The 13107-nt window shown below is 75.1% G+C and carries 13 protein-coding genes and 1 riboswitch; of the genes, 9 read left to right on the top strand and 4 right to left on the bottom strand.

Annotation, left to right across the window (positions count from 1 at the left end):
• The first annotated feature begins 2 nt into the window (after window positions 1–2).
• Both AB0I11_RS20565 and AB0I11_RS20560 read left to right on the top strand, forming a co-directional pair.
• On the top strand, window positions 3–224 hold the full coding sequence (locus tag AB0I11_RS20565) for a thioredoxin reductase (protein WP_357322558.1): 222 nt from the start codon (window positions 3–5) through the stop codon (window positions 222–224).
• Entirely contained in the window at window positions 221–994 is a 774-nt protein-coding gene (locus tag AB0I11_RS20560) for a pirin family protein (RefSeq protein ID WP_357322555.1), read from the top strand. The genes AB0I11_RS20565 and AB0I11_RS20560 overlap by 4 nt, the downstream gene beginning before the upstream one ends.
• Window positions 995–1001: 7 nt before the next feature.
• Here AB0I11_RS20560 and gndA read toward each other — a convergent pair whose 3' ends face one another.
• Window positions 1002–2444, bottom strand: coding sequence for an NADP-dependent phosphogluconate dehydrogenase (gene gndA / locus AB0I11_RS20555; RefSeq protein WP_357322552.1), 1443 nt, complete (start codon window positions 2442–2444; stop codon window positions 1002–1004).
• A 435-nt stretch (window positions 2445–2879) separates the two neighbouring features.
• Here gndA and AB0I11_RS20550 point away from each other — a divergent pair, with 435 nt between their 5' ends.
• The gene (locus AB0I11_RS20550) at window positions 2880–3122 is read left to right on the top strand and encodes a hypothetical protein (protein WP_357322549.1); all 243 of its coding nucleotides are present in this window, start codon (window positions 2880–2882) and stop codon (window positions 3120–3122) included.
• A 462-nt stretch (window positions 3123–3584) separates the two neighbouring features.
• On the opposite strand, the gene AB0I11_RS20545 is transcribed toward AB0I11_RS20550, so the two are convergent.
• From AB0I11_RS20545 to AB0I11_RS20535, 3 genes are all read right to left on the bottom strand, one after another.
• Window positions 3585–4385 carry an energy-coupling factor transporter transmembrane component T gene (locus AB0I11_RS20545; RefSeq protein WP_357322546.1) on the bottom strand — a complete coding sequence of 267 codons (801 nt, stop codon included), beginning with the start codon at window positions 4383–4385 and terminating at the stop codon, window positions 3585–3587.
• Window positions 4386–4494: 109 nt separating this feature from the next.
• Window positions 4495–5910 (bottom strand): ATP-binding cassette domain-containing protein, encoded by a 1416-nt coding sequence (locus tag AB0I11_RS20540; protein ID WP_357322542.1) that lies wholly within the window; start codon window positions 5908–5910, stop codon window positions 4495–4497.
• Window positions 5911–6029: 119 nt separating this feature from the next.
• Window positions 6030–6608 (bottom strand): ECF transporter S component, encoded by a 579-nt coding sequence (locus AB0I11_RS20535; RefSeq protein WP_357322539.1) that lies wholly within the window; start codon window positions 6606–6608, stop codon window positions 6030–6032.
• 72 nt (window positions 6609–6680) lie between these two features.
• A riboswitch (TPP riboswitch) is annotated at window positions 6681–6787 on the bottom strand.
• A gap of 89 nt (window positions 6788–6876) precedes the next feature.
• Between AB0I11_RS20535 and AB0I11_RS20530 the strand changes: the two genes are divergently transcribed.
• The 6 genes from AB0I11_RS20530 (at window position 6877) to AB0I11_RS20505 (ending at window position 12394) form a co-directional block, all read left to right on the top strand.
• Complete coding sequence (locus tag AB0I11_RS20530) at window positions 6877–7701, top strand: alpha/beta hydrolase (RefSeq protein WP_357322537.1); 825 nt, start codon at window positions 6877–6879, stop codon at window positions 7699–7701.
• Window positions 7698–8510, top strand: coding sequence for an AAC(3) family N-acetyltransferase (locus AB0I11_RS20525; RefSeq protein ID WP_357322534.1), 813 nt, complete (start codon window positions 7698–7700; stop codon window positions 8508–8510). The genes AB0I11_RS20530 and AB0I11_RS20525 overlap by 4 nt, the downstream gene beginning before the upstream one ends.
• A complete protein-coding gene (locus AB0I11_RS20520; protein ID WP_357322531.1) occupies window positions 8507–9256 on the top strand; it encodes an SIS domain-containing protein in 750 nt (249 codons plus the stop codon). Before AB0I11_RS20525 ends, AB0I11_RS20520 begins: the two co-directional genes overlap by 4 nt.
• Window positions 9257–9479: 223 nt before the next feature.
• On the top strand, window positions 9480–9983 hold the full coding sequence (locus AB0I11_RS20515; protein ID WP_357322528.1) for a DUF6328 family protein: 504 nt from the start codon (window positions 9480–9482) through the stop codon (window positions 9981–9983).
• Between the two features lie 81 nt (window positions 9984–10064).
• The gene (locus tag AB0I11_RS20510; RefSeq protein ID WP_357322526.1) at window positions 10065–10253 is read left to right on the top strand and encodes a hypothetical protein; all 189 of its coding nucleotides are present in this window, start codon (window positions 10065–10067) and stop codon (window positions 10251–10253) included.
• Between the two features lie 218 nt (window positions 10254–10471).
• Window positions 10472–12394 carry an acyl-CoA dehydrogenase family protein gene (locus AB0I11_RS20505; protein ID WP_357322759.1) on the top strand — a complete coding sequence of 641 codons (1923 nt, stop codon included), beginning with the start codon at window positions 10472–10474 and terminating at the stop codon, window positions 12392–12394.
• Window positions 12395–13107: the final 713 nt, after the last annotated feature.

Genomic DNA, 13107 nt, shown 5'->3' with positions numbered 1-13107 from the left:
AGATGAGCGATCTCCGGTTCAAACTGATCATGGCGTTGAACGCCGCCGACCTGGGCGATCCCATCTGCGAGCAGGTGGCCGAGATCTGCGCGGAGATCGCCGAGCAGCACTGCGCCGAACTGGGCCACACGCCCGCCCTGCGCACCGGCGAGATCGGTGAGCTGGCCACCGGCGAACCGGCGCTGACCTGGGCACCCACCGAGACCGGGCAGCGTGCCTGGTGACCGCGGTCGCCCCCGCCCCGGCGGTGGACGTACGCCGGGCCGCTGACCGGTTCGCCACCCGGCTGTCCTGGCTGGACTCGAAGCACTCCTTCTCGTTCTCCCGGCACTACGACCCGGCCAACACCCACCACGGCCTGCTGCTGGTCAACAACGACGACGTGGTGCGCCCGGGCACCGGCTTCGAGACCCACCCGCACCAGGACATGGAGATCGTGACCTGGGTGCTGCGCGGTTCCCTGGTGCACCAGGACTCGACCGGGCACTCCGGCGTCATCTACCCCGGCCTGGCCCAGCGGATGAGCGCCGGCACCGGCATCCTGCACTCGGAGAAGAACGACTCGTGGCGGTTGGACAACACCGCCCCGCACCGGGACCCGGTCCACTTCGTGCAGATGTGGGTGCTGCCCGACGAGGAGGGCGTCGACCCCGGCTACGAGCAGCTGGAGATCGGCGACGAGCTGCTCCGCGGCGGGCTGGTCCCGGTCGCCTCCGGCATGGACCGGTACGACGGCGCGTCCGCCATCCGGATCCGCAACCGCTACGCGACCCTGCACGCCGCCCGGCTCGCCCCCGGCGACGAGGTCGACCTGCCCGACGCGCCGTACCTGCACCTCTACGTGCCCAGCGGCGCGGTGACCCTGGAGGGCGCCGGGCGGCTGGACGAGGGGGACGCGGCGCGGATCACGATGACCGGTGGGCAGCGGGTGGTCGCCGCCGAGCCGGCGGAGATCCTGGTCTGGGAGATGCACGCCACCATCAGCGGCGCCTGACCGGCGCTCACGCCGGCACTTCGGAGCGGTCGCCGGCCCAGAGCGTGTGGAACGCCCCCTCCCGGTCCACCCGGTGGTAGGTGTGCGCCCCGAAGTTGTCCCGCAGGCCCTGGATCAGCGCGGCCGGCAGCCGCTCGGCGCGCAGCGCGTCGAACCAGGCCAGCGACGACGAGAAGGCCGGGGCCGGCACGCCCGCCCGGGCCGCGTCGGCCACCACCCGCCGCCAGGCCGGCACCCCGGCGCTGACCTGCTCGGCGAACCACGGGGCGACCAGCAGCGTGGACAGCTCCGGCTCCGCGTCGTACGCGGCCCGGATGCGGTCCAGGAAGCGGGCCCGGATGATGCAGCCGCCCCGCCAGATGGTCGCGGTGCCGCCCAGGTCGATGCCCCAGTCGTACTCCCGGCTGCCGGCCCGGATCTGGTCGAAGCCCTGCGCGTACGCGACGATCTTGCTGGCCAGCAGCGCGCGCCGGACGTCCTCGACGAAGCGCTCCCCGTCGTCGACCTGCCACTTCTCGCCGGCGTCGGGGAACGCGCGGCGGGCGGCGGCCCGCTGGTCGGCGTGCCCGGACAGCGACCGGGCGAACGTGGCCTCGGCGATGCCGGTGATCGGGATGCCCAGGTCGAGGGCGCTCTGCACGGTCCACCGGCCGGTGCCCTTCTGTTCGGCCTGGTCGAGCACGATGTCCACGAACGGGCGGCCGGTCGCGGCGTCGGTGTGCGCCAGCACGTCGGCGGTGATCTCGATGAGGAAGGACTCCAGCTCGCCGCCGTTCCACTGCCGGAAGATCTCCGCGAGCTCCGCCGGGCTCGCCGACAGGCCGGCCCGCAACAGGTCGTACGCCTCGGCGATGAGCTGCATGTCGGCGTACTCGATGCCGTTGTGCACCATCTTGACGAAGTGGCCGGCCCCGTCCGGGCCGATGTGCCGGCAGCACGGCGTGCCGTCGACCTGTGCGGCGATCTTCTCGAAGATCGGGCCGAGCGTCCGGTACGACTCGTCCGAGCCGCCCGGCATGATGCTGGGCCCGTGCAACGCGCCCTCCTCGCCGCCCGAGACGCCGGTGCCGACGAAGTGCAGCCCGTGCCCGCGCAGCGCCTCCTCCCGCCGGCGGGTGTCGACGAAGTGCGCGTTGCCGCAGTCGACCACGATGTCCCCCGCCTCGAGCAGGGGAACCAGTTCGTCGATCACCGCGTCGGTCGGGGCGCCCGCCTTCACCATGACGATCACCGCGCGGGGGCGTCGCAGCGAGGCGACGAAGTCGGCCATGGACTCCGCCGGCACGAAGGCGCCCTCGGCCCCGTGCTCGGCGACGAGGCTGCGGGTGCGCTCGGGCGAGCGGTTGTGCACCGCCACGGTGAAACCGTTCCGGGCCAGGTTCCGGGCCAGGTTGCGGCCCATGACCGCGAGGCCGGTGACCCCGATCTGCGCCGTCGCCCGCTCTGCCATGCGTACCGCCACCCTTCGGTCCGACCTGCCCGTGCTGCGACCGTATCGCGGTCCGCGCGGGCCCGGGCCGGGACGTCGACGGCCGGTGACCGTGCTGTCACTCCCGGACCGGGGGCGTCGTGGCGGTCGGACCGACCAGGTCACCCACGGACTCACCCACGCCCGGCGGGGTGATCGAGAACGCGATCAGCATGTCCTCGATCGGGCCGGTAATTCGGGTGCGGGGCGGCGGGCCGCGGGTTAGCCTGCTGGCATGCGTAACTGACGCCCTTCCTCCGAGCCCGGTCCACCGCCGTACGCGCCGTGGACCCGTCCCGCTCCGGGCGTCCGCATCCTTCTCCCCGCCGCCGTCGGCCGGGTGTCTTCCTGATCGGACCTGCCGGAGCCCTCGCGCCGGGGCCGCGCCCCGGCACCCGACAGTCAGGAGGTACGCGGATGCCCGCCAAGCGCAGTCCGAAGAAGTCCCGTAAGCCGTCGCCGTCTCTGCTGGAGGTGACCCCGATGGACCTCGACGCCCTCACCGTGGCGCCGGCGGAGCCGGTGGCCGTGCCGACGCCATCCGGGGCGGCGAAGCCGGCCCCGCCGAAGGCCGGCCCGCCGGCCGGGCGCGACGCCCGCCTCGCCGGGCGCAGCCAGCGCGCCGGTCAGACCCGGTTCTACGCCTTCCGGCGCAGCTGATCGCGCCCCTCGCGGCCCGGCCCGGCCCGCACGCCACGCGGTCCGGGCCGCGCCGCCCGACCCCGTCACCCCACTCTGGTTGCGCCGCCTGACTCGGCTGCGCGGCCTGGTTCGGCTGCGCGGCCTGGTTCGGCTGCGCGGCCTGGTTCGGCTGCGCGGCCTGGTTGGGCTGCGCAGGACGGTTGGCTGGCTCGCCTGACGTGGTCGCGCCGACCAATCTGGCCGCGTCGGGCGGGGAGGCACAGCGCTGTCTGGCGATATGCCACTGCGGCATCTTCATGCCTGGTGGGCAGATTCGGTTTGGGGGATGTCGGGCCGCCGGCGGTTGCCGTGGTGCCGGTCGGGTGGTGCCGGTCCGGCCGGGGAGACGCGGCGCGTGCCGGGCGGGGCGGTGCAGCGCTTTCGAACGATATGACGCAGAGGCATCTTGCGGCTCATCGGCGGGTGATGGGAGGGCGGCGGTCAGCCGAGCAGCGGGCGGAAGGTGCCCAGCAGCACGCTGGCCGCCAGCGCCGCGGCGCCCAGCGCCCCGGCGGCCACCACCAGCAGGGTGTCCGCCCGGGTGAAGCGCTGCCGCCGGGCGACCGTGCGCGGGGTGCCCGCGTCGAAGCCGCGCGCGTCCATCGCCACGGCCAGCCGGGTACCGCGCCGGATCGCCCCGACCAGCAGGGCGAACGCCGTCGACGCGAAGAGCCGCAGCTTGGCCACCGGGTTGCGGCCGGCGTCCACGCCGCGGGCCCGGCGCGCCATGCTGATCATCCGCCATTCCTGTTCGAGGAGCGGCACCAGCCGGAACGCGGCCAGCGCGCCGAGCGCGAACCGGGCCGGCGCCTTCGCGTTCTGGATCAGCGCGTCGGCCAGGTCGGTCGCGTCGGTGGTGGCGAACACGATGATCCCGGGCAGCGCCACCGCGAGCATGCGCAGCACCAGGCCCAGCGCGGTGACCAGCACCCCCTGGGTGACCAGCACCGGGCCGGCCGCGAGCAGCACCGGGCCGGACCGGTCGGCGGCGAAGAGCACCAGGGTGACCAGGATGCCGCCGGAACCGGCGAGCAGCGGCCAGGCCCGCCGGGCCAGCACCCGGTAGCGGATGCCGAACAGCGGCAGCACCGCCAGCTCGATCGCGATGGCGATCGCCGGGGCGACCGGGTCCAGGGTGGCGATCAGCAGGAGGGAGAAGAGCAGCGCGGCGGCGAGCTTCGCCACCGGGTTGCGCCGGGCCAGCGGCGCCCCGGCCGCCGCGATCGGCTCGACGCCGATCACCGCCGGCCTCCGGTCGCCCGCCGGCCTCCGGTCGCCCGCCGGCCTCCGGTCGCCCGCCGGTCACCGGCGACGGCCCGGCCGAACCGGGCCGGGGATCCCGCGGCGGCGCTCATCGGCGCTCCAGGGTGACGGTCCGGTCGGCCAGCGCGGCCACGAAGTCCGGGTCGTGGGTGACCGTCACGACTCCGTGGCCGGCGTCGCGCAGCTCGGCGAGGAGGTCGACCAGCTCCCGCCAGGTGCGCCGGTCCTGGCCGAAGGTCGGCTCGTCGCAGATCAGCAGGCGGGGCGCGGTGGCCAGGGCGGTCGCCACGCTCAACCGCCGCGCCTCGCCGCCGGAGAGGGTGTACGGGTTGGCCCCGGCCAGCCGGTCCAGGCGCAGCCGGGCCAGCAGGGCGTCCACGGTCGCCGCCACGGCCGGCTCGGGCTGGCCGGTGCGGCGCGGCCCGAGCGCCAGCTCGTCGCGGACGCTGCCGGTGACGAACTGGTGCTCCGGGTCCTGGAAGACCGAGCCGATCCGCCGGGCCAGGGCGGGTGCCCGCCAGCGGTGCGGGGGAGCGCCGGCGTCCCGGCCGGCCAGCGCCTCGCTCGCGGTGACCGCGCCGGCGCCCGGGCGGAGCAGCCCGCCGAGCAGCAGGGCCAGGGTGGACTTGCCGGCGCCGTTGGGGCCGAGGACGGCGAGCGCCTCGCCGGCGCGTACCTCGAGGTCGGTGGGGGCCAGCCGCGGCGGCAGGCCGAGCCGGTCGGCGGTGAGCAGCACCGCGCCGGGCGTCGCGGTGGCCCGCCGGGGCGGCACGGTGCGGCCGGGCACCCAGACCCCGGCGTCGGCCAGCGCGTCGCCGTGCGCGGCGAAGACCGCGTCGGGTGCCCCGTCGGCGCGCACCCCGCCGCCGGGCTCCAGCACCACCACCCGGTCGACCAGGGGCAGCGCCTCGGCGACCCGGTGCTCGACCAGGACCAGCGTGGTGTCGGCGTCGACGGCGTCCGCGACGGCCCGCCGGACCAGCGTGGCGCCGGCCGGGTCCAGGTTGGCGGTCGGCTCGTCGAGCAGCAGCAGTCCCGGCCGCAGGGCCAGCGCGCCGGCCAGGGCGAGCCGCTGCTGTTCGCCGCCGGAGAGCGCGGCGGTGGGCCGGTCCCGGTGGTACGGGAAGCCGACCCGGCGCAGCGCCTCGTCGACCCGGGGCCAGATCTCGTCGGCGGGCACCCCGCGGTTCTCCAGCCCGAACGCGACGTCGTCGCCGCAGCGGGCCATCACGAGCTGGCTCTCCGGGTCCTGGAAGACGATGCCGACCCGTTCCCGGGCCTTGCGCGGGTCGAGCCCGTCGATCTCGACGGTGCCCTCCTGCTCGCCGGAGTCCTCGGGCAGCAGGCCGGCCAGGGCGGCGAGCAGGGTGCTCTTGCCCGCCCCCGACGGCCCCAGCAGCAGCACCCGCTCGCCGGCCTCGACGCGCAGGTCGACCCCGCGTACGGCCCACTGCTTGCGGCCGGCGTGCCGCCACCCGAACCCGCGCAGGTTCACCGCACCCACCCCCGCACCCCTCCCTCCGGCCCGCACAGGCCCCAGCTTGGTTGATCAAGGAGTTTGCGTCCGCGGAACCGCCTCGGCCGACGCAAACTCCTTGAGATCAACGCGGTCGGCGGGGACGGTCAGACGGTGGCGCGTTCCCGGCCGGCGGGGAAGCGGTCCAGGACACCGGTGTTGGCCAGGGCCCGGGTGAGGGCGACACCGCCCAGGCCGGCCACCACCAGCGAGCTGGCCGCGGTGAGCAGGATGTACGGCAGGCGGAAGCTGCCCCACGCGGTGCCCGGGTACCAGACGAAGACGTCGTAGATCGACGCGGCCAGGCCGGCGAACGTCGCGGCCAGCAGCGCCACCGGCAGCCGGTAGCTGCGGTACGCGAACAGCGCGAAGGCCAGTTCGGCGGCGGCCGCCTCCAGCGGACCCTGCACGACGATCGTCCAGCCCCAACTCGTGCCGAACGCCACCGACACCAGCGCGGCCAGGGTGAGCGTGAAGAGCGCCGCGCCCGGCTTCCGGACGACCAGCGCGCCCAGCACGGCCGGCACCAGCCAGACGCCGTACAGGACGGCGCGGCCGGGCAGCGGGATGGCGTCCGCCGGCCCGTTCCAGAGCAGGCCCCAGGCCCAGAAGATGATGCCGAAGGCCACCCCGAGCACGGAAGCCACGACGATGTCGATGGTGCGCCACCGGTTGGTGCTGTCCATGGTTGCTCCCAGTTCCGTCAGGCGAACCAGGAGAAGACGCACGCCGCGCCCGGATCACCGGACGGCGGCGCGGCTGGAGGTCGACCGAACTCCCTGCGCTGGCATTACCCAGATCAGGTTCGAGGGTCTGCGGGCACCGGCCCGCACTCTCAGCGCTGTGCGCTCCCCTGTCGGATGTGAAGTTGTCTCGTCGCAGACGCTAGCACCGACCCCCACCCGCGGCCCAGCAGGGCGATCACCGGGCGGACCGGTGGGTAGGGTGGCGATCATGCGGGTCGAGGCGCGAGGTCTGACGTTCGAGGTACGCACCGGCGGCCCCGAGGACGGCGACCCCGTCCTGCTGCTGCACGGCTTCCCGCAGCACGCAGGCGAGTGGGACGACGTGGTGCCCGCCCTGCACGCCGCCGGGCTGCGCACGTACGCCCTCGACCAGCGGGGCTACGCCCCGGGGGCGCGACCGGCGGCGGTCGAGGCGTACCGGATCCCGGAGCTGGTGGCGGACGCGGCCGCCGTGCTCGACGCGCTCGGGGTGACCCGCGCGCACCTGGTCGGCCACGACTGGGGCGCGATCGTGGCGTGGGGGCTGGCGGCGGCCCACCCGGAGCGGGTCCGCACCCTCACCGCGGTCTCGGTGCCGCACCCGGCTGCGATGGGGCACGCGCTCGCCACCGACCCGCGACAGAAGGCCCGCTCCGCCTACATCGCCCTGTTCCGGCGGCCCGGCAAGGCGGAGAAGGTGCTGCTCGCGCTGCACGCCACCGCCCTGCGCCGGATGCTCTCCGCGGTCGGCGACGCCGCCCGGGTGGCCCGCTACGCCGACCCGATGCGGGAGCCGGGCGCGCTGACCGCCGCGCTGAACTGGTACCGGGCCATGTCGGGCGCGGACATGAAGGCCGTCGGGCCGGTGGACGTGCCGACCACCTTCGTCTGGAGCGACCGGGACATCGCGATCGGCCGGACCGCCGCCGAAGCCTGCGCCGGCCACGTGACCGGCGACTACCGCTTCGTGACGCTGACCGGCGTGACGCACTGGATCCCCGACGAGGCCCCGGCGCCGCTGGCCGAGGCGATCCTCGCCCGCGCCGGCCGGTGAGCGCCACCGCCGGGCCGGCCCGCCCGCACACCCGCGCGTCGCTCGCCGCCCAGTTCCGCGCCCTCGGCGTACGCCCCGGCGGGACGGTCCTGGTGCAAGCCGCCCTGCGCCCGCTGGGTTTCCTCTGCGGCGGCCCGGAGGCCGTGCTGCTCGCCCTGCGCGACGTGCTCGGCCCGGACGGGACGGTCGTGGTGCCCATCCACACCCCGGAGAACAGCGACCCGGCCGGCTGGACCAACCCGCCGGTGCCGCCCGACTGGTGGCCGGTGATCCGGGCGGAGCTACCCGGCTTCGATCCGGCGGTCACCCCGAGCCGGTTCATGGGCGCCTTCGCCGAGCAGGTCCGCACCTGGCCGGGCGCCCGGCGCAGCGCGCACCCGTACGTCTCGTTCGCCGCGCTCGGGCCGGCCGCCGAGCGGATCGTGGCCGGTCACCCGCTGGCCGACATGCTCGGCGAGCGTTCCCCGCTGGCCCGGCTGTACGAACTCGACGCCGACGTGCTGCTGCTCGGCGTGGACCACGGCAGCAACACCTCGCTGCACCTGGCCGAGTACCGGCAACCCGCGCCACCCCGGGAGCGGTGCGGCGCGGCCGTGCTCACCGCCGACGGCGGCCGGGACTGGGTGTGGTGGGACGACGTACGCCTCGACGAGGAGGACTTCGACCGGCTCGGCGTCGACCTGGAGGCCACCGGCGCGGTGCGGTCCGGACCGGTCGGCGACGGGACGGGACGGTTGATGCGGCAGCGGGCGGCGGTCGACTTCGCGGTGGACTGGCTGGCCCGGAACCGACGGACGGAGGAAGCATGAGCGTGAGCGCCGAGGCGTACCTGGCGGTGGTGACCGAGACGATCGGGCGGGTGGCCGCCGGGCAGCGGGAGAACGTGGCCCGGGCGGCCGAGCTGATCAGCGGATCGTTGCGCGCCGACGGGGTGGTGCACGCGTTCGGCACCGGGCACTCCGAAGCCCTCGCCATGGAGATCGCCGGCCGGGCCGGTGGGCTGGTCCCGACCAACCGGATCGCCCTGCGGGACCTGGTCCTGTACGGCGGGGAGCCGGCCGACGTGCTCGGCCCGAAACTGGAACGCGAGCCCGCCGTGGCGCACCGCCTCTACGAGCTGGCCCCGGTCCGCCCGCAGGACGTCTTCGTGCTCGCCTCCAACTCCGGCGTCAACGGGGCGATGGTGGAGTTCGCGGCCATCCTCAAGGAGCGCGGGCACCCGCTGGTCGCGATCACCTCGGCCGCGCACTCGGCCCGGATGACCTCCCGGCACCCGAGCGGCCGCAAGCTCGCCGACTTCGCCGACGTGGTGCTCGACAACGGCGCCCCGTACGGCGACGCCACCCTGCCGCTGCCCGGCGGCGGCGCGGTCGGCGCGGTCTCCTCGATCACCGCCGCGCTGCTGGCGCAGCAGATCGTCGCGGAGGTGGTGGCCCGGCTGCTGGCCGCGGGGGAGCAGCCCCCGGTCTACCTGTCGGCCAACATCACCGGTGGCGACGAGCACAACGCCGAGCTGGAGGCCCGGTACGCCGGCCGCATCCGCCGGGGGGCGTGAGCGCCGGCGGTTTCCTCGCGAGCCCCGGGTGGCGTGGTCGGGGGTGGTTTCGTCGCGAGTTCGGGCGGCGTGGTCGAGGGTGGCCGGCGGTGGTTTCGGCGGGAGCCCGGCGGCGTGGTCGGGGGTGGCGGGCGGTGGTTTCGTCGCGAGCCGGAACGGGCAAACCGTGTGCTGCCGGTGGGCGACCCCCACCGGCGTCAGGCGTCTCGCCCGGAGGTGATGGGTGTCCAAGGAGACCGAGAAGCAGCGCTGGCAGCGCAACTTCGCCGACCTGCTCCAGGAGCTGCGGGTGGCGCAGACCGGCGTGCAGATCCTCTTCGCGTTCCTGCTCACCCTGCCGTTCAGCAACGGATTCACGAGGACCACGCCGTTCCAGAAGGACGTCTACGTCGTCGCCCTGCTGGCCGCCGCCGGGGCCACCGCCATGATCATCTCGCCGGTCGCCTTTCACCGGGCGCTGTTCCGGCAGGGCCGCAAGCCGGAACTGGTCCGCTTCGCCCACCTCATGGCCACCGGCGGCCTCGGGCTCATGCTCGTCTCAATGGTCAGCGCGGTCCTGCTGATCACCGACTTCGTGCTCAGCCGGCCGATCGCCTTCCTGCTCAGCGGGATCACCGGGGCCTGGTTCCTGGCCTTCTGGGTGATCCTGCCGTTCGCCCGGCGCAACTGGGGTGAGGACGACATCGACGACGAGGAGGACGATCCGCGGGTGCTGGTCGGCGACTGAGCCGCCTGGCACGGCCGCGCTCGCGCTGCCCGGCCCGGTGGTGGTCGCCGTCGTCGGGCTGCCCGGCGGACCGTGCTCGCCGTGCTCGCGCTGCCTGGCCCGGTGGCGGTCGCCGTCGTCGCGCTGGCTGCCCGGCGGGCCGTGCTCGCCGTCTCCGCGCTGCCTGGTCCGGTGATGGTCGCCGTGCTCGCGCTGCCTGGCCCGGTGGTGGTCGCCGTGCCCACGGCGTGCGGGGTGCGCCCGGTCCCGCCAAATCGGACGTGCCGCTGACGCTACCCCTGGGTAACACCCGGGAGTAGCGTCGATCTCGTCGCACGTCGACGCAGCCGGACCGAGGTCTCCAGGAGGCAGCCGTGACCACGACACAGAACAGCCGACCCGACCCCGCCGGACACGGTGGCCCCACCGGGCGGGTGGCGCCCATCGACGATCAGGGACCGCCGGCCGGCAGCGCCGCGGCCGTTGACGCCGCGGGCGGGGCCGGCCCGCTGCCCTCCGAGGCCGGACAGGTCTCCGAGAAGGAGGCCCGCCAGGTCGCCGAGGCGGCCCGGGAGGCAGCCTGGGACCGGCCCAGCTTCGGCAAGGAACTCTTCCTCGGCCGGTTCCAGCTCGACCTGATCAACCCGTGGCCGCGCGCCGACCCGGACGACACCGCCCGGGCCGAGGAGTTCCTCGCCGCGTTCGGGGCGTACCTGGACGCCGAGGTGGACGGTGCCGCCATCGAACGGGACGCGCGGATCCCCGACGAGGTGTTCCACGGGATGGCCCGGCTCGGCGCGTTCGGCATGAAGATCGACCGCAAGTACGGCGGCCTCGGGCTGAGCAACCTGCACTACTGCCGGGCGCTGATGCGGGCCGGCTCGGTCAACCCGGCGATCGGTGCGCTGCTCTCGGCGCACCAGTCGATCGGCGTGCCGCAGCCGCTGAAGATGTTCGGCACGCCCGAGCAGAAGCAGCACTTCCTGCCCCGGCTGGCCGCCGGTGAGGTCTCCGCGTTCCTGCTCACCGAGCCCGACGTCGGCTCCGACCCGGCCCGGCTGGCCACCACGGCCGAGCCGACCGAGGACGGCACCGGCTACCGGCTCAACGGGGTGAAGCTCTGGGCCACCAACGGCACGGTCGCCACCCTCCTCGTGGTGATGGCCCGGGTGCCGGCCGCCGAGGGGCGGCGCGGCGGCATCACCGCCTTCGTCGTGGAGGGCGACAGCGAGGGCATCACCGTGGAGCGGCGCAACGAGTTCGTCGGGCTGCGCGGCCTGGAGAACAGCCTCACCCGGTTCCACGACGTCTTCGTGCCCAAGGAGAACGTCATCGGCGGCGAGGGCAAGGGCCTGAAGATCGCCCTGACCACGCTGAACACCGGCCGGCTGTCGCTGCCGGCGATGTGCGTCGGAGCCGGCAAGTGGGCGTTGAACGTGGCCCGCGAATGGGCCGCCGACCGGGTCCAGTGGGGACGGCCGGTCGGCGAGCACGAGGCGGTCGCCAAGAAACTGGCCTTCATCGCCGCCACCACGTACGGCATGGAGAGCATGCTCGACCTCAGCTGCCTGCTCGCCGACGACGACCGCAACGACATCCGGATCGAGGCCGCGCTGGTCAAGCTGTACGCCAGCGAGATGGCCTGGAAGATCGCCGACGAGCTGATCCAGATCCGGGGCGGACGCGGCTACGAGACGGCCGACTCGCTGGCCGCCCGGGGCGAGCGGCCGGCCGCGGTCGAGCAACTCCTGCGTGACCTGCGGATCAACCGGATCTTCGAGGGCTCCACCGAGATCATGCACCTGCTGATCGCCCGGGAGGCGGTCGACGCGCACCTCTCGGTGGCCGGCGACATCATCGACCCCGACGCCGGGCTGGGCCGTAAGGCGAAGGCCGGTGCCCGGGCCGGCGCCTTCTACGCCAAGTGGCTGCCCACCCTCGCCGTCGGCCGGGGCCAGGCGCCCGGGGCGTACCACGAGTTCGGCCCGCTCGCCGGGCACCTGCGGCACGTCGAGCGGACCTCCCGCAAGCTGGCCCGATCCACCTTCTACGCGATGTCCCGCTGGCAGGGCAAGATGGAGCGCAAGCAGGCGTTCCTCGGCCGGGTGGTGGACATCGGCGCGGAGCTGTTCGCGATGTCGGCGGTCTGCGTCCGGGCCACCGCCGAGCGGGCCGAGCACCCCGAGAACGTGGAACTGGCCGACCTGTTCTGCCGGCAGGCCCGGCTCCGGATCGACGAGCTCTTCACCGGCCTGTGGTCCAACACCGACGCGGTCGACGTGGCGGCCGCGAAGCGGATCCTCGCCGGCCGGTACGCCTCCCTGGAGGAGGGGGTGGCGACCCCGTCCGCGGAGCAGCCCTGGGTGGCCCGCTGGCAGCCCGGCCCGTCGACCGCCGAGGACGTCCGCCGCCGCATCCCGCCCGCCAACTGACCCGCCCCCGCCCCGCCCGCCCGGCCGGCCCACCCCACCGACCGGGCGGGCGGGGCCGGTCTGGGCGTCGGCCGGCCGCAGCGACTCCACGAGGTGCGGCACGTTGTGGCTTCCGGGGCGCGGGATGCGCCGAGATGCCGCATCCTGCTGCCACGCGCTGGGCTGGGCGCGGACCGAGGGAGGGCGCGGGCCGACGAAGGGCGCGGGCCGACGAAGGGCGCGGGCCGACGAAGGGGCGCGGGCCGACGGAGGACGCGGGCCGTGGCGCGGGTGCGGCGAGGTGCGGCATGTTGTGGCTTCCGGGGCGCGGGAAGCGCCGGGATGCCGCATCTTGCTGCCACGCGGCGGGCTGGGCACGGGCCGACGGAGGACGCGGGCCGACGAAGGGGCGCGGGCCGACGGAGAGCGCGGGCCGTGGCGCGGGTGCGCCGAGGTGCGGCATGTTGTGGCTTCCGGGGCGCGGGAAGCGCCGGGATGCCGCATCCTGCTGCCACGCACTGGGCTGGGCGCGGGCCGAGGGAGGACTCGGGCCGACGAAGGCGTGGGGGGCGGGCGGATTCGCGGGATGCGGCATGTTGTGGCTTCCGGGGCGCGGGATGCGCCGGGATGCCGCATCCTGCGCCGCCACGCGCCGCCACGCGCCGCCACGCGCCGCCACGCGCCGCCACGCGCCGCCACGCGCCGCCACGCGCCGCCACGCGCCGCCACGCGCC

This window comes from Micromonospora sp. NPDC050495, from assembly GCF_040655175.1.
Lineage (GTDB): Bacteria > Actinomycetota > Actinomycetes > Mycobacteriales > Micromonosporaceae > Micromonospora.
This window is presented reverse-complemented; position numbering and strand designations above follow the sequence as displayed.

What these genes read in the sequence shown, in the direction of transcription:
- AB0I11_RS20565 (WP_357322558.1), top strand. Translation starts at nt 3, where the DNA reads ATGAGCGATCTCCGGTTCAAACTGATCATGGCGTTGAACGCCGCCGAC.
- gndA (WP_357322552.1), bottom strand. Translation starts at nt 2,444, where the DNA reads ATGGCAGAGCGGGCGACGGCGCAGATCGGGGTCACCGGCCTCGCGGTC.
- AB0I11_RS20550 (WP_357322549.1), top strand. Translation starts at nt 2,880, where the DNA reads ATGCCCGCCAAGCGCAGTCCGAAGAAGTCCCGTAAGCCGTCGCCGTCT.
- AB0I11_RS20535 (WP_357322539.1), bottom strand. Translation starts at nt 6,608, where the DNA reads ATGGACAGCACCAACCGGTGGCGCACCATCGACATCGTCGTGGCTTCC.
- AB0I11_RS20530 (WP_357322537.1), top strand. Translation starts at nt 6,877, where the DNA reads ATGCGGGTCGAGGCGCGAGGTCTGACGTTCGAGGTACGCACCGGCGGC.
- AB0I11_RS20520 (WP_357322531.1), top strand. Translation starts at nt 8,507, where the DNA reads ATGAGCGTGAGCGCCGAGGCGTACCTGGCGGTGGTGACCGAGACGATC.